At 53.7% G+C, this 22,105-nt stretch carries 15 protein-coding genes and 2 pseudogenes; 7 read left to right on the top strand and 10 right to left on the bottom strand.

From position 1 onward, the window contains the following. Positions 1–243: 243 nt before the first annotated feature. On the bottom strand, positions 244–1,431 hold the full coding sequence (locus tag KTE_RS42150; protein ID WP_201392748.1) for a class I SAM-dependent methyltransferase: 1,188 nt from the start codon (positions 1,429–1,431) through the stop codon (positions 244–246). A gap of 598 nt (positions 1,432–2,029) precedes the next feature. On the opposite strand from KTE_RS42150, the gene KTE_RS42145 reads away from it, so the two are divergent. Beyond that, positions 2,030–2,812, top strand: a complete 783-nt coding sequence (locus KTE_RS42145) for a HAMP domain-containing histidine kinase (protein WP_201392746.1) — start codon at positions 2,030–2,032, stop codon at positions 2,810–2,812. Positions 2,813–3,072: 260 nt separating this feature from the next. Here the strand turns inward: KTE_RS42145 and KTE_RS42140 are convergent, their stop codons facing one another. Then, the gene (locus KTE_RS42140; RefSeq protein ID WP_201392744.1) at positions 3,073–5,880 is read right to left on the bottom strand and encodes a helix-turn-helix domain-containing protein; all 2,808 of its coding nucleotides are present in this window, start codon (positions 5,878–5,880) and stop codon (positions 3,073–3,075) included. Between the two features lie 254 nt (positions 5,881–6,134). Here KTE_RS42140 and KTE_RS42135 point away from each other — a divergent pair, with 254 nt between their 5' ends. From KTE_RS42135 to KTE_RS50325, 3 genes are all read left to right on the top strand, one after another. Then, a complete protein-coding gene (locus tag KTE_RS42135; RefSeq protein ID WP_201392742.1) occupies positions 6,135–6,884 on the top strand; it encodes an SDR family NAD(P)-dependent oxidoreductase in 750 nt (249 codons plus the stop codon). Positions 6,885–7,013: 129 nt separating this feature from the next. Then, positions 7,014–7,511, top strand: a complete 498-nt coding sequence (locus KTE_RS42130) for a cupin domain-containing protein (RefSeq protein WP_201392740.1) — start codon at positions 7,014–7,016, stop codon at positions 7,509–7,511. 159 nt (positions 7,512–7,670) lie between these two features. Then, positions 7,671–7,805: a cupin domain-containing protein gene (locus KTE_RS50325; RefSeq protein WP_201392738.1), complete on the top strand. Its 135-nt coding sequence runs from the start codon at positions 7,671–7,673 to the stop codon at positions 7,803–7,805. A gap of 315 nt (positions 7,806–8,120) precedes the next feature. On the opposite strand, the gene KTE_RS42120 is transcribed toward KTE_RS50325, so the two are convergent. Further along, positions 8,121–8,288 carry a hypothetical protein gene (locus KTE_RS42120; protein WP_157506785.1) on the bottom strand — a complete coding sequence of 56 codons (168 nt, stop codon included), beginning with the start codon at positions 8,286–8,288 and terminating at the stop codon, positions 8,121–8,123. 284 nt (positions 8,289–8,572) lie between these two features. On the opposite strand from KTE_RS42120, the gene KTE_RS42115 reads away from it, so the two are divergent. Beyond that, on the top strand, positions 8,573–9,814 hold the full coding sequence (locus tag KTE_RS42115; RefSeq protein ID WP_201392735.1) for an MFS transporter: 1,242 nt from the start codon (positions 8,573–8,575) through the stop codon (positions 9,812–9,814). A 151-nt stretch (positions 9,815–9,965) separates the two neighbouring features. Here KTE_RS42115 and KTE_RS42110 read toward each other — a convergent pair whose 3' ends face one another. The 3 genes and pseudogenes from KTE_RS42110 to KTE_RS48495 form a co-directional block, all read right to left on the bottom strand. Next, positions 9,966–11,312 (bottom strand): TniB family NTP-binding protein, encoded by a 1,347-nt coding sequence (locus KTE_RS42110; RefSeq protein WP_201392733.1) that lies wholly within the window; start codon positions 11,310–11,312, stop codon positions 9,966–9,968. A gap of 232 nt (positions 11,313–11,544) precedes the next feature. After that, positions 11,545–13,113, bottom strand: a complete 1,569-nt coding sequence (locus KTE_RS42105) for an acyl-CoA synthetase (protein ID WP_201392731.1) — start codon at positions 13,111–13,113, stop codon at positions 11,545–11,547. A 427-nt stretch (positions 13,114–13,540) separates the two neighbouring features. Continuing rightward, positions 13,541–13,798 (bottom strand): annotated as a pseudogene (locus tag KTE_RS48495) (Tn3 family transposase); the annotation flags it as partial. 456 nt (positions 13,799–14,254) lie between these two features. Here KTE_RS48495 and KTE_RS42095 point away from each other — a divergent pair. Then, complete coding sequence (locus tag KTE_RS42095; RefSeq protein WP_201392727.1) at positions 14,255–17,443, top strand: LuxR C-terminal-related transcriptional regulator; 3,189 nt, start codon at positions 14,255–14,257, stop codon at positions 17,441–17,443. Between the two features lie 37 nt (positions 17,444–17,480). Here the strand turns inward: KTE_RS42095 and KTE_RS50320 are convergent, their stop codons facing one another. From KTE_RS50320 to KTE_RS42080, 4 genes and pseudogenes are all read right to left on the bottom strand, one after another. Beyond that, positions 17,481–17,957, bottom strand: a complete 477-nt coding sequence (locus KTE_RS50320) for a DUF4158 domain-containing protein (RefSeq protein ID WP_374226874.1) — start codon at positions 17,955–17,957, stop codon at positions 17,481–17,483. After that, positions 17,924–18,193 (bottom strand): annotated as a pseudogene (locus KTE_RS50315) (integrase); the annotation flags it as partial. The pseudogene KTE_RS50315 and the gene KTE_RS50320, both read right to left, overlap by 34 nt. After that, entirely contained in the window at positions 18,189–18,569 is a 381-nt protein-coding gene (locus tag KTE_RS42085; RefSeq protein ID WP_201392723.1) for a site-specific integrase, read from the bottom strand. The gene KTE_RS42085 and the pseudogene KTE_RS50315, both read right to left, overlap by 5 nt. Next, entirely contained in the window at positions 18,566–19,444 is an 879-nt protein-coding gene (locus KTE_RS42080) for an ABC transporter ATP-binding protein (RefSeq protein WP_201392721.1), read from the bottom strand. Before KTE_RS42080 ends, KTE_RS42085 begins: the two co-directional genes overlap by 4 nt. Before the next feature lie 460 nt (positions 19,445–19,904). Between KTE_RS42080 and KTE_RS42075 the strand changes: the two genes are divergently transcribed. Continuing rightward, positions 19,905–22,028, top strand: a complete 2,124-nt coding sequence (locus tag KTE_RS42075) for a protein kinase (RefSeq protein ID WP_201392719.1) — start codon at positions 19,905–19,907, stop codon at positions 22,026–22,028. Positions 22,029–22,105: the final 77 nt, after the last annotated feature.

Raw genomic sequence — 22,105 nt, 5'->3', positions numbered from 1 at the left:
TATTCTGCAAACATAGAGCATCTATTTTTCTTAAAATAAATATAAACATGAAATACAGGTTAAAGTATTACACTCTATTGCAGGGGTTCTATTATGTATTTTTGCCCTCAAGGTGGTGGGTCGGTTGCTATCCGTTAAACTTAAAATTTTGCCACTGCGTGGCTCATGTGTAAAGGAGTGTGGGGTGGCTTCACTAATCCACCCACACTCCTTTACACAGTTTTTTCTTCATGGGCGCCCTGTTTACGGCGTGGCGTTGCGGGCGGTGAGGGTGAAGAGTTTGGGGATGCCGATATCGTCGATTTTGGGATTGGGTTCCTCGTCCAGGGAGGAGATGATGAGACCAGAGGCGGCGACGGCGGTAACGACCTCGCCGAGGGTCCATTGACGCTGGTACACAATGGGAGCACTTTCCTGTCCGCCTGTGGGGAGATGCTTGCTCAGGGCCACGGGTTTGGTGATAAGCGCTTTGTCGAAGTAGTTGCCCTTGACTTTATGTTTAGCGCCTTTGGAGATAATCAGCTTGGCCGAGATGGGGTGGAAGTCCTGGAGCAGGAGCAGACCATCGGGGCGGAGCAGACGCTTGATAATGCTGAAGAGGGGTTCCAGGTCCACGAAGTAGTGGAGCACACCCAGTTCCAGGAGCACCAGGTCATAGCTGGCATCTAACTCGCTCTCTGGCAGGCTTAACACATCGGAGATAATATAACGCAAATCGACTCCAGCGGCCTGGGCCACGTCGAGGGCATAGCGCGCATTCCCCTCGGAGATATCGACGACGGTAGCCCAGGCGCCGAGATGGGCCAGGGCGATGGCCTTGGTTCCATGCGAACCTAGCAGGTTGATAATCTTCTTTCCCTGCACCTCTGGCAGATGGTGTACGAGTGAGCCCAGGCGTCCACGAGGATCTTTCAGAATGCGTTGCGCGGCCTCCTGGGGCGAGCCAAAGCGCGCCAGCCAGGCGTCGTAGGTGTCCTGGTTCCAGGCCTGCATGTTTAACCGATTGTTTTGCTCTTGTAAGCGCTGCCAGTAGGCCTTGATGGCACGTACTAACTCATCCTTGGAGGAAAGGGTGCGCACGTAGTAGTCTGGTGCCTTGACCCAGAAGTGGCGTCCGGCATGTTCGATGTGCAGGCGGTCAGGATCAGTCGCCACGACTGTATTGTACTGGCAGGAGAGCGTCACACGGAAGGGCAGTCTGCGGAAGGAGAAGCGAGCCGTATTCCCTTCGTGGGTTATGGAGCCTGAGGGCAGAAGCTCGTGCGCGAGCGCGAAGAGATCCCATTGGATAGATATTTCTATGGCATGGGGAGCCTCTTCGAGGGCGCCCTGAGCATAGAGGGCGGCGCGGTTCAGGATGGTATAGTCAATATGCTTTTGTTCAAGTGTTGTTACTAGCTCGGTGAGTGTCTCCCACCAGTTCGCGGCCATAAAGTATCGGCATCTCCCTTCGCTATGTTTGTGTGTTCATTACTATAGCAGCCCCGGCCCCAGAAGGCAAACATCATTTGGAGCTCAGGAATACTGCATAAAAGCAGATGTTGTGTACAAAATGAGCAAAGCCCATTTTGTACACAACATCTTACCCATGAGCGCTGTAGGCGCGAAAGATCACACTATGGGAAGCTGAGTTACAAACAGGTGCTTCTGCACCGTTTTACTTTTATTTTCGGCTTGCGATCGCTAGTTATGGCCTTCGCTTCCCTTAACGTGGTTAAAACGCGAGTTTAGTACAATAGAGGAAACAATAGCGCTTCTTTGCGTCTTCGCTTCGTGACCAGCCTTCCCAGTCTAGAGGAATGGAAGAAGTAGCGGGCCATTGCGACTCGAGTATATATTGAAAATGGGTATAGATGCAGCCATGGGAAGGAGAAAAAACGACGCCGGAGCCCGTTCTCTGGATATCTGAGCCTATGTGTTTAAGGTACCATTTGTTCTCTCTCCATTGCTATTCTGAGGAGGAGCTTCCTCCGCTTGCACTATTCTGACCAAGATCGACGAAAATATCAACATAAGATGGAGGAATGCGATGTCGCAGTCTGAGAATAAAGTATGTCCATTAATGAGTGGGCGCCTCATCGACTATTCGCTGCTTGAAATCATCCACCATATTATGGGAAATGGACTTGCTGCCGTTTCGGAGTACACACAACTTTTAGAACGCGCGCTGCTTGCGCAGACGCAAGAAGAGCATCTTCAGTTAGAGAGAGGGAAACAGGAGATAAACAAGTGGTTGCGTTACCTGCAAGCGATGCGCATTCAGGAAACACAACTGGGTGAATTCCTTGCTCAGCTTCGTGAATCACCGATCACGTCTGTCGAGGAAAAATTTAGTAGAGATTTTGTCAAAACCGACCTTCTGTTAGTATTAGCGCAAGTAATTGAACACCTCGTGCCATTCCACAAAGATCGGGTAGTGCAAACCCACTTGCCTGAGCAGCCTCTCTACATTCTGTGCGATCTTGCATGGCTGAAACTTGCCCTAGAACACCTCATGAGTTACATGATTGCTGCTCATACTTCCTCAACTCCAGTAGGTATATGGGGATCTCTGGAGGAAGATCAGGCAGGTACTCTTCATGAAGTAAAAATATGCATTCGTGCTCGTAGAAGCGCTTCTGCACAAAAATCAAGTTTGGAAGGCATGTTTGCCATTGAGCCGCACACGATTCATGGAAGAGAGTGCGAGCTTTGTATAGCCATGTGTAATAAGATTATTAAGGAGCATGGGGGATGTATCTGGTTTGAGCAAGGAGCGGAGCAGGAAGAGATGGCAACTATCGTCTTGCCATTGGTGATACAGCCCACGTGATGTGCAACGCGCTTGTGCAAGCGCAAACCAGAGAGAGTGAGCGAGTGAGCGTATACCGCCCACACGGGACTTTATGCTCAAGCAAGCGATCAGTGAAACAACCAAGTCAGCACGATCTGCCTAGACGTAGCATGAGATAGGGATAGAGAGATCAGCGAATGCTTAGGTCCAGCCCTTGCGGCCTATTCAATATTTCATATATTATCTTCTTCTTTCTACTTCTCTTCCGATTTACTATGATGCCTGACGATGCGTTCACATTAATATGAAGGGTTGGTACAGTCGCGAGTGGCAGAAAATGTCTCCAGGAGTGCCTCTATAGAGGTTTGATGCTCTGGTTGCCGCTGCTTGAGTTTCAGGAGTAGTCCCGCTAGGGGCTGGCCTTCATCCACAAAGACGCGTTTGTAGCCCTGTGCCTGTGCCAGTTCTACTGCTTCAGCTAGGCTTGTACAGCCAGCTTGTTCCTGGTTTGCGGCTTGGTAGGCTAGAGCTTGCAAGACAAGTAGCTCGATAATATGGGCTTTACGTTGCGCAGCTCGCGCCTGTTGCAGGGCTTGCTCAATCTTTTCCAGTGCCCTAGTGTATTGAGCATCAGCGATCAGGACACGGATCGAGGCTATATCCAGGGAGACACGCGCAATCGCCGTAGGCTCCTCTTCCTGGTCATGATAGCGCTGAAGCCAGCGTTTCGCCGCTTCCAGGTCCCCACGCGCTAGCCAGAGACGCACACGTTCCACCGTAATGGAGAAGCCAAGTCGCCTGGGGTTATGCAACGTTTCGTTAAGCTGTTCTCCAGATTGGAGGGCCTGCTCCATGCCTATCAGGTCTCCCTTAGAGAACAGGCAGCGCGCGTAGATGGCATACCAGTGAGGTAACAGGATCAGCTTTTCGGACGCTCTTCCACGTTCGACCGCCTGTTCTGCGAGAGAGGCGGCAGCCTCAAGCTCGTTCCATTCACGCAGGAGCGCAGCCTCGTAGATACAGGAGGCCGAGGCAAACAAGCGAAGTTCTTGGATATTGGATTTACATGCTCTCAGGCTCCATGCTTCCCTGGGTTGACCAAGCAGCGACAATTGCAGCATGAGATGTCCCAGGATCATATTCTTGAGCGCCTGATTGCCTGCTGTGTCGGCTAACTGCATTGCCTCTTGCAACACCTGGACCCCTTGAACGGGCTGATCGCATAGATAATGGGCTTGCCCAAGATAAAAGGCCGTATGAGCCCGCAGGGAGCAATCAGGCGGTTCAAAGTACTGTTCGGCTTGCAGGCCTAGAGCCACAGCCTTTTCTCCCTTCCCACGCATCACGGCAGCAAGGGTACGCAAGCTCAGATATTTACCAAAGAGTTTTTGCTGCCCCTGCGCCGGGATACACAGACCATCGACCTCCGTGGTATGGGCCATCAGTGTCTTCTCAGTCTCAGCCAGCCAGTATTCACACTCACTCAGACGGGCATGCCAGAGCAAGAGAAAAGCGTATCTCAGGCAGAGACAGGGATACTGGCGAAGAAGGTCAGCAGGCAGACTCTCAAGCCATTGCTGAAGCTGTATATGCTGGCTACTCCACACCTGCTCAAAGGGAATACGCTCGATCTCTTTTGCGGCCAGTTCCCATTCTTGGGCGCACAACGCGTGCGCAATCGTTTCATGGGGAGAACCAAATTGAGCAAACCAGATACTCGCACGTTGATGTAAGGCCCGCATTCTATCACGATCATACATACGCTCCAGGCGAGAGCGCAATGCCTGCGCAAAGAGGTGATGGTAGCGGTACCAATGGCGCTGCTTATCGAGTGGAACGACAAAGAGGTTAGCGCGATCCAAAAACTCCAGTATAGCCTGACTTCCCTGCTTTCCCCGTACCGCGTCGCAAGCAGAAGCATTCAGGGAGCCAAGAATCGAGGTATCGAGCAGGAATTCCTGCACCTGAGGCGATTGACATATGATTACCTCTTCCATCAGGTAATCAAAGATTGTCCGCTGATTGCCCTGTACAAGCTCAAGAATCCCAGGCACATCGATACTCTCACGGAGGGAGAGGGCTAGGAGTTGAATACCAGCCATCCAGCCCTCAGTACGCCTTGTTATCTCCTCAATAATGGCAGGAGCAAGCTCTATCTGCATTACCTGGTCGAAAAAGGTCGCGACCTCTTCAGACGTTCCGCTCAGTTGATCCATGTGTATCTCTTGAATTTGCCCCTGCAAACGCAGGCGAGAGAGAGGCCAGGGCGGGTCACTACGGGTCGCCACAATCAGATGAACACGACGGGGAAGATGCTCAAGCAGATATGTCATCGCCTGGTGAATTACCGGGTTGGTCACGGCATGGTAATCGTCCAACACCAGGAATAGAGATTGCTCGCTCTGTAGGAAGGCATTGAGTACATGCTTCAAAAAAGCGGGCCAGGACGAGATCCGTTGCGTACGTAGGGCATGAATCAAGGGGAGACAGAGACCAGGCCGACTAGATTCAATGGCGATGAGAACATACAGCCAGAAGCGTTGGGGATCATTATCCTCTTCATCCAATGAAACCCAGGCAGCAAAGCCAGGGGATGAAAAGGTTCTCAGCCATTCCGCAATCGCAGTTGTCTTGCCCGAGCCAGCGGGAGCCGAAATCAGCGTCAGCGCACACTTCATTCCTGCCATTAGCAGATCAGTCAGGCGTGGACGCGTGATCAATCCGTGCGTCAGCATGGGGACAAGCAACTTGGTAGAAAGCAATGGGTCCTGCTCAAGGGATGCGGTTAGGGCTTGAGCCTGCTCAGGTAAAAGTGTTTTCTCATTTGACGGGGACGAGGCAACCATTGTGTCGGAAAGGAATGCACGCGGCTGAACAGGAAGAGGCTCCTCGAAGAGAACAGATTCCTCCAATGGTGGTTGTAAGCTCAGTTCCAGCGCGTTCTTGCCGAAGAGGGCACAGAGGCGCTCACGATAATATGGTTGCGGAAGGACCTCTCCTTGCTCCCAACGCACGATAGAACGGGTACTTGTGCCTACATCCTCGGCAACCCTTGCCTGCGACCAGCCACGTAGTTCACGTTCCACACGCAATGGATGTCGTCTCACAGGAACCACTTAACCCTTTCTCACATAAAACAATAACCTGGCATCTTTGCATAATTGATAGAAGAGGTATATGTCATAGATAATAACCGGGCACTATTTTCTGTCACCTCTCTGTCAGCTTGCTGTCGTTGTAACACGTCAACAGCTACAGTAATCTAGGTATGCAAGGCCCAAGCCAATATGGCGAGAGCCGTTTTGATACATCTAGAACGAACACTCCTGTCTCAATAATTTATTCCCAAGGAGCAAACCATATGACAAAGCTAGCAGGAAAAGTTGCCCTTATTACTGGCGGGACCAGCGGGATTGGTTTTGCTACGGCCCGGCGCTTCATCGCAGAAGGCGCCTATGTCTATATCACTGGTCGTCGTCAAAACGAACTGGATGCAGCAGTCAGCAAGCTCGGACCGCATGTTACTGGCATTCAAGGTGATGTCGCCAACCTGGCGGACCTGGATAGCCTCTATGAGGTAATTAGACTGCAACACGGACATCTTGATGTCCTGTTTGCCAATGCTGGATTAGGGGAATTTGTCTTCCTGAAAGACATTTCTGAAGAGCACTTCGACAAAACCTTTGATGTCAACGTAAAAGGACTGCTCTTCACCGTACAAAAGGCTCTCCCGCTTCTGCGAAAAGGGGGTTCGCTTATTCTCACTGCCTCCATCAGTAGCGTCAAAGGTATGAAAGGCTTCAGCGTTTACAGTGCATCTAATGCCGCCATACGCTCGTTCGCGCGCAGTTGGATTATAGACCTCCAGGACCGCAAGCTCCGTGTTAACGCCATTAGCCCTGGACCAACCGAGACTGAAGGGTGGAGAGCCTTAACAAAGACCGAAGAAGAGTATAGACGATTTAAGGAGCAATCAGCAGCAGCTGTTCCGCTAGGACGCGTGGCTGATCCTGACGAAATAGCCAAAGCCGTCCTGTTTCTTGCCTCCGATGACAGCAGCTTTGTGAATGGGATCGAGCTCTTTGTCGATGGAGGAATGGCTCAGATTTAAGGGTTCCTCACGGGAGGGAGGCAAAATCTTCTTTCAAAATACTGCTTCAACCAGCCTGAACGAAGCAATCCAGCGCAGAGAAGAGTTACAAAACGCTTGTCAACAGTAGTTAGTAAAGAAGGAGCACATATGAGCATACAGAAGAATCCCACGACCGGCATCATACTTGACATATTAGGACCCACAGTTGAGTTTTTGACCTCCCCAGATGACCCCGAAAGTGACTTCTGTGCTCTGAAGGGTATCATGCCTGCCGGGGTTGTCGTCCCTTTGCACACGCACGTCGATACTGAGGACTTCCTTGTTGTTTCTGGCCAGTTAGAAATACTTAGGAAGGATGAGAATGGTTATGAGTGGTATGTGGGGAAACCTGGTGATTTCCTGCATATACCAAACTACGCCCCTCACGCTTTGCGCAATCCCTTCACTGAACCGGCGACTATCCATATGATCACAACCAAGCAAATGGGTCAATTTTTTCGGGAAATCGGTGCGCCAACCAATGGCACCCATCGGGCAGCGACACCCGAAGTACTGGCCCACTTCCAGGCTGTGTCCGCCAAATACGGATATTGGAACGCCACGCTTGAAGAGAACGCCGCCATTGGACTACATCTGGGCTTCTAGGATCACGATTTAGCGATTACCACTCATCTAGTAAGGAGCACAATATGACACAAGCACACAGGCTATGCACTGACCGACGAGGAGGGACAGGCCATCTGGTTCTTAGGCGCGCTCTCGACCCTGAAGGCAACAAGCGAACAGACACGCGATGCCGATGGAATGAATGTCGAGGTCGTTCCATCGGGCGCTGAGCCACCTCCCCATCTCCATCGCCACCAGGGCGAAGCTTTTTTTGTGCTGGAAGGAAAGGTCAGTGTTCGCTGTGGGGCATGCTACCTCTTCCGTGTTGACTGAACCGTAAATCTTTGTTTTTCAGAACCATATCTTTTCGTCAGATTCAAGTAAATGGGCCTGGGAAGCCAGGATAGAGGATATGAAGAAGAAGAGACTCCGCACCATAAATTTTCCAGTCCCTCAAAAGAAAGGAATACTTTTCTGCCTTGCCACGCCAGAAGAAAAAGCGCAGCATAACCTTTCGTGGGCTCTTGTGGTGAGTGTGCTCTGTAAATCCCAAATTTGGTGAAGCAATTTCAGCACAAGTATCTGAGGCAATAACCTTCAAATTGCCTCAGATACTTGTGCCCATTTCCTTTCACAGAATGCTGGGATTTACAAGTAGAAGGCAGACACACCTCTCGCTTGCCCCCAATCCGCGTTGCCAGAATACCCATGAGCTGTGGCGTTGTCAGCACGCGCACCGAGCCAGCCGAGTCTTCCCATCCCCTTGCGCATGGATGGGAAGAGCGGATGGGTGGGGTGAGCAGTATTCATTGACACCGATGCGGTCTCCATGCTATCATCTGGCTGATGAGTAAAAGATATCTGTTCCCCTCAGGCGGTGTGAAACCGCTTTTGACCGCGTAAGCCCGGCAATTTTGGCTTACGTGGCTGTTTGTGAATAGCGCCCTCCTCACGCGCAGCGCTGATCGCGTTGGTGCGAGGATATGCGTTGTCTTCATCCTGCGATGTATCTCAGCCCCGTGTTGATTGGACCGCGCCTCGGTTGCCGGGCTCCTTTTGCTTCCCTTCTTGCAGAAACAAGTCGAACGAAAGGATGTTTCATGACCAACACGGAAGTCATTCCACCACAGCCCGTTTCCCTTTGGCGCAATCGTGACTATCTTTTGCTTTGGCTCGGCAACGCCGTCTCCTCGCTCGGCACTTCATGCACACAGTTCGCGTTTCCACTGCTCATTGTGGGACTGACGCGTTCGATCGCTGCTGCCTCCCTCGCGTATAGTCTGGGACAGCTTCCCTACGTCCTCCTGAGCCTCCCCGCCGGGTCGCTGGTGGATCGCTGGCCGCGCAAACGCGTGATGCTGCTCTCTACCTTCTGCTTGATGGTGTGCGTGGCGAGCATTCCCCTGGTACTGAGCCTTTCCAGCGGACCGCTGCGGCTGCTTCTCCTCTACGCCATCGCCTTTGGCCTGGGAGCCATTTCGCTTTTTTACGAGCTGGCCCAATTTGCAGCACTGGCATGGATCGTGCCAAAGAGCCAGCTCACCACAGCAGTCGCACAGAACGAGGTGATTGTTGGCTCCAGCGCGCTTGTCGGACCCGCCCTGGGTAGCTGGCTCTTTAGCATCAGCAGGCTGCTCCCGTTCGTCACCGACGCGCTTTCCTCTCTGATCTTGCTCGGCTCACTCTTCTCCATACGCTCGCCCATGCAAGATGAACGGAGGACGCAGCGTCACCACCTGCTCCAAGAAGTGCGCGAGGGGCTCACCTGGCTGCGGGAGCATATGGTCATACGCTCGATCTTCCTAATTTCCAGCTATGTCAACCTCACCATCACAGCCAGTATGCTTCTCGTCCTGGACATTGTGCAACAGCAGCATATCCCGTCGGTGCTCTACGGCCTGATCGGAGCATGTGGCGGCGTCGGGAACCTGCTTGGCGCGGCGCTCTGCCCGCCGTTGCAGCGGCGCATACGCATAGGTCTCGCGTTGGGCTGTGCCCTGATCGTGTTCGTGGTGCTCTTCCCTCTCTATGGCTTCATCACGACGCCACTGCTGTTGGGAGCCGTCTTCGCTGCCATCGCTCTCTCCGACTCGATCCGTGCTATCTTCATGGACAGTTATCGCTTCGCTGTCGTCCCAGGTGCCCTGCAAGGCCGCGTCAATGGCGTCTATCGCCTGATCTTGTTCAGCGTCCAAACCCTCGGCTCCTTTGCACTCGGGCTGAGCCTGGAGCATCTGGGCGTGTTGCCGACCGTGGGCATCGTGTGGAGTGGCCTGCTTCTGATCACCGGATGGTTGTTTCTCTCTCGGCACATGCGGCAAGCGACATTCCCACACGAGTAAATCCCACCATGCTGCTGCTGATACTCATGTATAAATCGCAGCATTCTGTGAAAGGAAATGGGCACAAGTATCTGAGGCAATTTGAAGGCTATTGCCTCAGATACTTGTGCTGAAATTGCTTCACCGAATTTGGGATTTACAGGTGCTCCAATCACTCTTTTCGCCTTGCACCCGAAATAATTTCCCACCTGGTTTCGCCTTGCACCCACCGTCGCTCTGTCTGAAGCGTCTGTGTCTTTCGCCTCTCATGAGCAGGATAACGGGGAATCCCATTGCGGAGTTGAAGTTGACGCAATGCCGCACATTCAGGGCATTCTCCACGCGCCACTCCGCTGTCCTGAAAGCGTCCTGGATCGATATCTAGCACATCAGAAAAGATGCATCTTAGCGTGTTTGCCGACGGTGCCTGATTACCCACTGGATCACGGACAGCCGCTCGCTCGACCGGGTTTCCTTTACGTTCCCGCCCTCCTCCATTTGCGGCAGGATTGACTGTCTGAGCTGACTTCCTCTCGTTGGCATGAGTATCTACTAATTGCTGGAGTTCTTGTTCACTTTGCACTTTGGCTCGTGCCACTCGATGCTCTCCTGTTCGAGCTTCCATCTCTAAACGAGCCCGTTGGTCGGGCTGTAAGGCAGAGCTAGTGAGCGCATCCACCGTCAGAACCGTCTTGTTCTCGCTCCAAAGCGCATCCACGGTCTCGACGATCCAATCGCCTAACACTCCTACACATCCCATACTCCATTCCCCAAACCAACGCCAGTGAGAGAGCAGTGCTGGCACATCGACCGTCAGAGGCACGTTTTCGAGCAAGCTTTGGAGAGTACCGACAAATTCTTCACACTCTTTCTGATTATCCAGATGATAGCGAGGAAAATGATGATCGCGCATTCTCCGTGTTGTTTGGCCGTTGAGATGGCAGTACTCGTACAAATCAAAGTTGCCCACCAGGACGTGCAGCACATTGGTACGATTCGCGAGCGCCTTGAGCCAATCTAACTGCGCCGTCGGCTTGCGCAGAGGATCTGGGGCCAGCAAGTGCTGACCTTCATCCACAAAGACCACTTTTACCTGAAACAACCTCAGAGCATACTCGACCACATTGCGGACCTCCAGCCATTCAGCAGGATCATTGCTCTTTTTTCCTCGATTGATATAGAGCGGCAGATTTTTCGTCCGATCTCGGATGGCCGGATGGTGCTGAAACTGGTCAAGCACTTGCTGGTAATAATCCAGGCGCGCCGCCGATCCCACATCTTCTGGTGATGCCTGCACGATCACCGCCGGGACCACAGCGGGATCTGTTTCCGCATCGCGTAACTGACGCACGATCTGCTCCACAACGGTCGATTTGCCCACTCCCCCTGCTCCATAGAGATCCAGCAGGGTGTAGCTTCGGTGTCCAGAAATAGCTCGGAGCAGGAACCGCTCTACTTCTTCGAGACGCGGGTGTTTCACCTTCAAGGTTCTAAAGCTCTCAATGAAGGGCTTCCTCATGAACTCTTTTCAAGCTGAGTATACCCAAGATTCAGCAAAGAAACAAGCTTCTGCTCCATAACTTTTCGTTTTTGCCGAATATCTTTTCGCAAGAGAGCGTTGCTGAAAGATTTGTTTGCGAGAGGCAAAGGGGACAAGGGGAAAGAAAAGATATGGTGCAGAATGCGAGCGTTTTCTCCCGTTCTCTACTGAAATGCCAAGACCGATTTATGGTTCAGGGAGGAAAAGATATTCAACAATTAACATTCCGCTGCTCGTGTTCATCCAGGTGAGCGACGAGCAGGTGCTTCTGCACCTTGCCCAGGGCGTTGCGTGGGAGCGTATCGACAAATACCACGCGGCGTGGTTTCTTATAGCTGGCGAGACGCTCGCGACAGTAGGCGATAAGCTCAGCAGCCTGGAGTGCCTGCCCCTTCTGTGGAACAACTACCGCGACGACCTGCTCGCCCATGTCACTATCGGGCAGGCCTATCACCGCGACCTCTGCGACGCCTGGGTGGGTCGCTAGGACGTCTTCGACCTCGCGTGGATAGATATTGTAGCCCCCGCTAATAATCAGCTCGCGGGCACGACCGGTAATGGTGAAATAGCCGTCCTCGCTGCGCCAGCCCAGGTCGCCCGTCTTGAACCAGCCATCCTCGGTAAAAGCCTCGGCGGTCGCGTCGGGACGGTTCCAATACCCTGCGAAGACGTGAGGGCCACGCACCTCGATCTCCCCAATCTCGCCCGCAGGAAGCACCTGGCGCGTGTGCGTGTCCACGATGCGCGCCTCCTGGCCTGGAAAGGGCAGGCCAACCGTCCCCGCGCGCCTCTCGCCATCATGGGGGACGGAAAGATTCATTCCCGTTTCCGTCATGCCGTACCGCTCAAGAATGAATTGTCCAAATATACGCGCGAAATCGTTGAAGAGATGTGGGCTGAGCGGTGCGGAACCGGAGACGAAGAGGCGTGGATGGGGCACGGGTCCCTCCTGACGTTCGGCCTCAGCCAGCAGGCGTGAGTACATGGTGGGAACACCGAAGAACAGGCTGATGCTTGGGTCATCGCGCAGGCTCGCCAGCACACTGGAGGCATCGAACTTCCGCCGCAAGGTCACGCGCCCCCCGGTGTAGAGCGTGCCGTGCATGCCTACCATCAGGCCATGGGTATGAAAGAGAGGTAGAACGAGCAGGAGATGGTCTTCGCTGGTCCAGTGCCAGGCCTCAGTGAGCGAGGCGATATTGGCGAGCAGATTGCGCTGAAGCATAAGCGCGCCCTTGGCCCGCCCAGTCGTGCCAGAGGTGTAGCCAATGACTGCGGGAGCATCCGGTGATGGCATGGTCAACTCTCTCGTGCCACCCCGCTCGTCGTCCGCATCCAGAAAATCGTTCAAAGAAAGTGAAGCGCTGTCCCCTTGCGTCCCCTCATGAGCTTCCTCATCGACGATGATCAGCGTTTCGAGGTTCGGCAGATCCAGGCGCGACAACTCTGCCAGCCCGGCTGATCCGGTGACACAAAAGCGCACCCCGGCATCGCTCATGATATGGCTGAGCTCAACTTGTCTGTACTGGGTATTGACCAGGACCACGATCCCCCCAGCGAGGTGCGTTCCCAGGTACGCGACAACAAAGTCCGGACAGTTCTCCAGAAAGAGCGCCACCCGGTCACTGGAGCGCAACCCATGTACCAGCAGCGCTTGGGCGAAGGATTGTACCTGAGAAGCAAGTTGCCCGTAGGAGATGGTTTGCCCTTCAAAGAAAATAACAGGCCGCTCCGCCCCTCTTTCCGCGTGCTGAAATACCGTCTCAACGATCGAATCCATGTCGTACCTCACTTATCATTGACCTTGCTTGCGTGATGATCAACGCCTCGTTCTGACTTCTCACTCCCGATCCTCCCCCTGTTATATCACGTCTCGCGTCAAAACGTCATCATGAAGTGGGCCCATTGTTTCTCATCCGCGGTTTGATGGTATTTTTGGAGAAATAGGAAATATTTCCCCAACCGTTGCGAGTGGAATGGGAGAAAGAGGCGGTTAGGGGCGCCTTTTTCTCTTCTCTAACCCAATATTTCAGAAAGAAAGCGCATATAGCCTTTCAACTACACTGACAAGGCGTCAGGGAGTGAAGTCGTGTGAGCAATGAGTTGCCTTCTTGCATCCTCCCCTAACTTACCCCTGTCGCCCTAACTCCCTGGCGGCAAATTGGCAATCCCGAAGAGTTTCTGGCAGAGCAGAACTGCTTCCCACCATTCGCTAGCACAACCATATTCACAACCAGTCCGAGTACGCCTAACTGATCTTCTTGTCCCTGATGATAGCGCTGACGCAGTTCTCCACGTTGACCATGAAAAACATGACGCGCTACCCCGTGTCGTCCTTCCCCACGATTGAGTTGGATTTGAATGCGCCGACGATAGTGTTGATCGTCAATGTAAGAGAGCACATGCAGTGATTTGGCCACACGCCCGACTTCGGCGATGGCTCGTGCCAGCGTGGTTGGTCGCCCTCCAAATTGAGGACCGCTTCCCCGTCCCGCAGTTCGATCTGCAAAGCGGTGTTGGTCGGAAGATGGGCGGCGACTTGCCGGTAGGCGCTGTCCAGTTGCTGTTTCAGGTGTGCGAGAGCAGCCTGAGGAGAAGAAGCTCGCCCCAAGGTTTGGCAGATCTGCGCACGTATACCCTCCCATTGCTCTGGTTGCAGAAGCCTGGCACGTGGGTCCCCCCAGCGCTCACTTGGCTCGACAAAAATATCGTGATGGCGAAGCGCTTCGTGGAGCTGCTCGACCACACAGACGGTATAGGCTGGGCGATCCACCTCCGTTTCTCGCTGCCTGGAACTGTCTGGACAGATGAAGCTGGAGCGGATGCGCACGCTTGCAGGCTCGTCTCCCCTTTGCTATACTCACCCTGTTGGGGAGTTGAGGAAGACGTTCATTGTGGAGTTGTGGAGAAGAAAGGACGCCATGCCAAAGCCAGCCGCTCATGCCCTACACTGGTCTCCCGAGAACCAGTGCTATTTTTTACATACCCTCAACCAGCCACCACTGCCTCTGTTTCCAGAAGACAAAGGAGCGTGGCGGGCCTGGTTGGCGACGCATGCCTCCTTTTCCTTTCAGGGACAACATGGTCACTTGAATGCCCTCAAAGAGGTTCGTTCTCGTGGGAATGGCTACTGGTATGCCTATCACACCCATTCCGGCCAGACCAGGAAGCGCTATCTGGGAACCGATGCGACCGTGACCCTGGTTCTTTTAGAGGAGATGGCACAGGATCTCCTGGAGGGCCAGCAGAAGCCGTCATTGTTCCCCTCGGGTGTGCTGGAGGCGAGGCCGGTTTCCTTGCATTTCTTCCCTGCTGGCAACGAGACCCCTTCTCGCCTCGTCGAGCCTGGTGACTCCTTCGATGATCCCGGCATGCTGATGGTGCTGACCAGGCTGGTTCCTCCCCCTCTTCCTGCCGCCCTCGTGGGACGGGAGCGTCTGCTCTTGGCACTGGAGACCGCGCTGTCCTGCCCACTGACCTTGCTCTCTGCCTCCGCTGGCTGGGGCAAAACCACCCTGCTCTCCGCGTGGGCGCAGCGGCATCAGGGAGCCGTTGCCTGGCTGTCTCTGGAGCCCCTGGACAATGACCCGACGCGCTTCTGGATCTCGGTGATCGCGGCTCTGCGGACGTGCTGGCCAGAAATGGGAACGCGTGCCCTTGCCCTGTTGCACACCTCTGCGCCGCTTTCGACCAGTTTGACCACCCTGCTCAATGAGTTCGCAGGTCAACACGCAGAGGGCTCCCCTCTGGTGCTGATCCTGGATGACTATCATGTGATCGACGAACCGAGCATTCATGCCTCGCTGACCTTCTGGCTGGAGCATGTGCCCCCGCATGTGCACCTGGTGGTGGGCAGTCGCGTCGACCCGGATCTGCCTCTCTCTCGCTTGCGGGTGCGCGGGCACCTGGTCGAGATCCGCGATACCGATCTGCGCTTTACACGGGAAGAAACGCAGCGCTTTCTCACGCAGCGCATGGGACTTGCCCTTTCGGAGGCCGACGTAACGCTGTTGGAAGCGCGCACCGAGGGCTGGATTGCCAGCCTCCAACTGGCCGCCCTCTTCCTCCAGAAACAGACGGACCCCTCGGCTTCGGTGCACATGCTCAGTGACAGCCAGCGCTTCGTGCTCGATTACCTGCGTGAAGAAATCCTCACCAATCTGCCGGAAGACCTGCAAGACTTCTTGTTGCAGACCAGTTGGCTCAATCCTTTGAGTGCCTCCCTCTGCGATGCCATCAGAGGCAGAGAGGATAGTGCTCACCTGCTCGAACAGGTAGAGCGAGCGAATTTGTTTCTCCAACCCCTCTCCGAGAGTCGGCAGTGGTATCGCTATCATGCCCTGTGGGCACAGGCCATGCAGCATGAAGCACAGCTTCGCCTGGGGACAGCCACGCTCCGTTCCCTCAAGAGCAAAGCCAGTCAGTGGTATGAGCAGCAGCGGATGTTCCCAGAAGCAATTGAAACGGCACTGGCGTGTGAGGAGTTTTCCCGCGCGGCTGTGCTCATTGGACGGTTTCTGGTCCCTCACAGCTTTCACAATGAGTATCATCTGCTCTGCTCCTGGCTCAAACGTATGCCAGAGAAGCCGCTGCAAGCGCAACCGGACCTCTGTCTTCAGTATGTGCTCGCGTTGACATTTACGACTGATCGACGTTCGCCTGGGACCTGGGAACAGGTCGAGCGGCTTCTTCAGTGGGCAAAGCAGGGCTTTGAGGCAACACAACAGTGGGAGCAACTGGGAGAAGCACTGCAACTGCACGCCGAACTGGCCTTTTTTCAAGATGATCAAGCTCGCGCGTTGGCGTTGATTCGTCAAGCCAGATCACTCCTTTCCGAACAGAGTCTGATGTATTTGGACAACGTTGTGATGAGCGGATTCGAAGCTTTCCTGGCAGGCGAGATGGAAGTGGCTTACCAGCACCTCCTTGAAGGGTATTGGGGGTTAAAAAACCTCGGCAATCTTTCCGCTGCCTTCGCGACATCCCTCATGTTAGGAGAAGTCTGCCTGGAAAAAGGCGAGCTGCACAGGGCCTCACACTACTACCATCAGGCTCTTGCCCATATGGATGAAGATCAGGAGATTGCTCGACAGCAATTGCTGCTCTCTACAGGAAGCACAGAACCTTTCTTCGTCTCTTGGGCCTATCATAATCTTGCTCAACTTTCTTATGAGCGCAATGAACTCTCCGACGCTCAGCGCCATCTCTCTGGAGCGCAGACACTGAGAGCAACGCCGGAGAAAGGGATTCATGTTCTGGCATCGGGCGCTCTCGTCCAAGCTCGCCTGCTACACGCTTGTGGGGAAACTGCACGCGCTCAGGAGGTGCTCGTGCGATGGGAGAGAAACGCTCGTTTTTCCTGGCCGCTGAGCGCCATACGTGTCTGGCGGGCGCGACTCCAACTGGCCGATGGAGATCTGTCAGCGGTCGAACAATGGGCGCAGGAAAAGCAACAGGCCGACCAGTCCCAGGCATCCGAACAGGAGGAAGCGCTCCCACTCCTGCTCCAACAGGAAGAAGCCCTGCTCCAGGCGCGCTTGTACATTGCGCAACAGAAGGGGGAGACCGCTTTGAAAGCGCTGGTCCCCTGGAAAGAGAAAGCCCAGGCTCAGGGACGCAGGCGCAGCATGCTGGAAATCCAGATTCTCTGCTCCCTGGCCCACGTTGTCTCTCAAGAACTCGCTCAGGCCAAATCCTCTCTGCGAGAGGCGTTACAACTGGCGCAACCGGGAAACTTTCAACGCCTCTTTCTGGATGAAGGGGCAACGATGGAAGCTCTGCTGAGAATGCTGTTGCCAGAACTACGCGAGGCGCCTTTGATCTCCCATGCGCGAACCCTGCTGAGCGCATTTGCTCAGGAATCAGGCGCTCAGCCCACAGAAGAGGCGGCGCCTCTCAGGAAGGATGCGTTGCTCCTGGGGCCACTCAGCGAGCAGGAGCAACGGGTTCTCCGCCTGCTGGTCGCCGGGCGTTCCAACCCAGAGATAGCCAATGCCCTGGTGATCTCGCTCAATACTGTGAAAACCCACGTCCAAAGCCTCTATCGCAAACTGGACGTCCACAATCGCGTTGAAGCCAGTGAGGTGGCGCGGCGCTTGTCTTTGCTCTAATCCATGCTGTTTTCCTCACCCACTCACAACCATCCGATCAGGTGTCGGAACATCTCTTGTACCCAGATGAGTCGAGGCTGGATAGACCGTTTCGGCGATGAGCCGCACTCAGGAGAACGATGAGTGCCTGAGACGGGGTCCCGACATAAAAACCCCTCAAAATTCCGCTAAGGATCTGATGGACAAGGATGAAATCAGAGTTTTCCGCTAAGCTTGCGATCCTGGTGTTTTCTTGGTCCCCTGTCGAAAGCGCTGGGGCAATGATGCGCCGAGTTCGTAGTTCTTCAATAAGTGCTTCAACCAGCACGATCCCCTCGTCTGTCCCCAGAGCAATGGGCATAAGCCAGTGGGAGAGATCTCGATAAAAGCGCAACGAAAACGAGCGAAAGCCAAAACGCCGTTGCAATTCCCCCAGATGCTCTCTCCGAGCTCGGAGAGATGATTTGGTCGTCCTTGTAGGCGCAGCCAGGCAGCGCGTTGGCTCGTAAAGACATAGATGCTCTCGTGATCCCATTCTTGATCGTGTGGATGTTCTGGGAAGAGATAGTCATACAATGCTCGGCAGGCCATATTGTGCAAATCCAGCGTCCTGGTTTTGCCGCCTTTGGCATCAACCAGGGTGATACTTCCGGCCCGCTGATTGACCTGGCACTGATCTATCCACAAGGTGGCAATTTCGTTGATACGCAATCCTGCCCAGTAGCCAAGCGCAAAGATCGCCGCAAAACGGCGGCTGCCATGCTGTTCAATGAGTTGCTTGGGTACAAAGCGTTGCTTCTCGGAGAGAGCGGCGCGGAGCTACCGCTACAACCGTTGGGCGTTCCATCGCGCATGCTGGATTGCGACGAAGATAGCCCTCATCCATCGCCCACTGGCAAAAACGGCGTCGTCCGGAAAGCGCCTTGCTCCGGGTACGGGGAGCACGGCCTGCTATCTGGACTCGCTCCAGATAACCCCGCACCGCCGTTTCCGTCAGCAGACCCAGATGGAATGGCGTTCCTCCTGGTTGTTCGGCGTGCCAGCTGACAAAGTCACGCATTGTCGCCAGATAGGTTGCGACCGTTTTCGGATCACGCGTCCCCAGCGCATCTCGGAACTCCTCAAAGATGGCCAGGTCATTGCTCACGTCTGGCATCTCTTTTCCCAAAACTTTCTCTCCAAAAGATTCTCCGACAAGATTTTTGGAGCTAACTTTGGCCTTTTCTCTATTGTGTACAATGAAGCGGAGCATCGGTGTTGGAGAACAATTGACCGAGAATAGCCATTCTCGGTCAATTGTTCTCCAACAAGTCGATTGTGGTTGTGAATTGTCAAAAGACCATGCACAGTGGAGATGACACTTTTTCTAGATTGATCTCGCTTTCCTTGCCCAGGCTGACAGGCTGGTTTGCGGGTCAGCCCGCCCAGTGTGATATGGCCCAGGATGGCCTGCAAAGCCACGTAACAATAAATGCCTGTATTAACAATAATGCTAAACCCTGCCCAGAGTAGATTGATGCCATTGCGGCATATGGCCTCCTTCTGCCCCTCGCGGTAAAGCATTTCTGCCAGCTGGCGGTAGCGCTCAACAAAGAATTCACCCAGGCTAAAGAGTTTGAGTTCCTTGTTAAAGAGATCGACGGTCAGGATCTGGTTGTAATAGTTCATCTTGCGCTTCTCTGGCGACTGGCGAATCATGCGCCGGTAATCATACCAGCCATATTTTGCGCTCGCCAGGAAGGAGGGAATGGGTACAACCAGGGCGATGATGGTCAGCCACCAGGCCAGTTGAATCAGCAGGAAGAGCATCGAGATGAGTGTGATCGTTGTGCGTAGCGTCTCAAAGACCAGCGCCACCATCAGTACCGGCTTATAGGAGGACTCGCTGGAGGCGGTGCGTAGCTTATCATAGAACTCTGGCTGCTCAAAGAAGGCCAGGTCGAGGGTATTGGCCTTCTCGAATATAAGCAGTTGAATATGATTGGAGGTGCGATCCTGTAAGAGTTGCTGTCTGTTGCTCATGATTCTTCTTATTCGGCGCACTCCTGGTCTGACGAGGCTTAAATGTGGGTAGTGAGAGACGCATGCAGGCACTTTCCCTTTCCCTGATTTAGGTGAAATAGAAACACGTAGTGCAGCTAATAGTATATCCAATTATTTCAAAGAATTTAATACCCTAATTTGTCTTACCTGTTCGCGCCTGCGGCGCTTATGGTTAAGGTGTGGAGGTGTATGCCGTCGGCATTCGCCGACGGCATACACCTCCACACCTTAACCACGGTGAGTTTGCGAGCCGAAATAGGTCATATGACCCACACACATTTCGTTAATTTTGTTTTAGAATATATAGATATGAATATTTGCTGCGAGGAATGGAAATACTTCTGGTCCGAAGACCCTGAGCGCGCTTGTCCCCGAATGGGGGAAGCGCTAGGCACGCAAGTGACATTGGGTTTCGGAATAAGATCATAGGATTATATGCATGAAAACGGATGTTCTTTACTGTCTTCAATGCGGAGCCGCGAATGATGTAGACCAGGCTGCCTGCTTCGCCTGTGATCAACCTCTGACTGATACTGTGGAGAATGAGCAGCCCTTCTTAATTCAGGGGCGCTATCGCCTGCTTTCTCAACTTGGAACCGGCGGCTTTGGTGCTGTGTATAAAGTTGCTGACACTCATTCTAATGACGCAATTCTAGCCCTGAAACAAATTAATCTACGTGGCCTCTCTTCTCAGCAGGTCATTGAGGCAACGGATGCCTTTAACCGTGAAGTCGCGCTCCTCTCTACTCTCAAGCATTCCAATCTTCCTCGCGTCTACCACCATTTCACCGATCCCGAGCACTGGTATCTCACCATGGATTTTATCGATGGCGAGACGCTGGAAGCCTACCTCGAACGCAAGTCTGCAACGCGCTCACCTACTTCCACTGAGCCTCTTCTGCCGCTGCCTGAGCTGCTCGATATCGCGCTTCAGCTCTGTAAAGTTCTTCGTTATCTGCATACGCGCTCGCCAGCGATTATCTTTCGCGACCTCAAGCCCGCCAATATCATGCTGACGACGCGGCGCAAGCTCTATCTCATCGATTTCGGCATCGCCCGGCATTTTAAGCCCGGCCAGACCAGAGATACCATTCCATTTGGCTCGCCAGGCTATGCCGCCCCTGAGCAGTACGGGAAGGCGCAGACCTCGCCATGCTCAGATGTATACAGTCTGGGCGCGCTCCTGCATTATCTCCTCTCCAGCATAGATCCCGCTGAGAACCCCTTCAACTTCTCCCCTCTGCGTCTCACCGCTCTGCCTGGCGCGACCCAGCTTGAAGACCTGGTCATGTCTATGATCTCGCTTCATACTGAGCGGCGCCCCGCATCGATCACACTTGTCGAAGGCATATTGCGTGAGATCGCCAATCTTCAACCTACAATGCAGTCACCCCGGCAACCTATCTTTACTCCTCCTATGGCTCCTCCGCCGGGTTCGTTTCCAATGCCCGGCATGGGACAGGTGCAGATGCAGGCACCTCAATTACAGCCGCAACCGAAACCAGCTAAGCGTCTTACACGCCGTTCTATCCTTGGTGTTGCCGTCGCAGGTACGGCGGTCGTTGTTCTGGGGGCCAACCTTTCCAGGGGATTACTTCCGCACAAGCCGCAGCCACAGAGTGTTGTGCCTGATATGCCACAACCTGCATCTAAAGATACCCAAGTGCGCTTCGCGAACTTTGCCTCCAATGGAAAAAGCGCGGTTTTTGTCTATAATGATAGCTTTGACGTTCTCGCGATTAACAAAGCTTCCAGTACCATAAATCACTCTTATTCATTGCTGCATCCGCCCTATGACTTCTCTATTTCGCCTGATGGGTCACGTATGCTCGTTTCCGATAGAAGTGGCTATATCAGCGCCTGGAATGTTTCATCAAACACGCAGCTCTTCTCCTTCCAGGACCTGACCGCGAAAGGCTGGGTTATCAACACTCTCCTGGCCTGGTCGCCTGATAACCGGTATTTCGCCAGCGTGGGTAGTGATACTGATGGCGGCTTTGAAAAAGAGATCGATATCAGGGATGCAGATTCATTCAATCGTGGCCAGGTTGTACGCTCTTACTCCGGTGTGCAGAATCAGATAACTTCTCTAACCTGGTCTCCCAATAGAGCATATATCGCTGCGATTGGTGGGGATCAGTTGTATGTCTGGGATGCACAGAAGGCGGGCGCCCCACTGATGAGCACACCAGGGTCTGTGTCTGCATCGGGCTATCTTAAAGCCTGGTCGCCCGATAGCACCAAACTTGCCTGCTATGATTCCGGGGGAAACATACAGATCTGGTCGCTGCAAGATGGCAAGCTACAGCAACAGGGTGGTATGTCGACACAGGGAAGGATTGAGGACCTGGCCTGGTCCCCTGATGGGAAGTATCTTGTCTCCGCTAATCCATCCCTACTTACACTTTGGGATACGGAGAGGGGAGTAATGCTTGACCAGAAAGCAATGGGGCAATTTACTGTCGCCCTCTACTGGCCTAAGGATTCTCAGGAGATTGTCATCCTGAACTCCGCAAAGGTGGCTTCGCCTATTGATATCATTGAAGGGCCGCGTTTTGGTTAAAGCTCTCGCCCATGCATGAAAGATGTCAACATCATCTTTATAGAGAGGATCGACCTCGTCAAAGCGTGACGAGGTCG

It is taken from the genome of Ktedonobacter sp. SOSP1-85 (genome assembly GCF_016587415.1).
Lineage (GTDB): Bacteria > Chloroflexota > Ktedonobacteria > Ktedonobacterales > Ktedonobacteraceae > Ktedonobacter.
The sequence above is the reverse complement of the archived record's forward strand: the minus strand, read 5'-3'. Positions and strand labels throughout refer to the sequence as shown.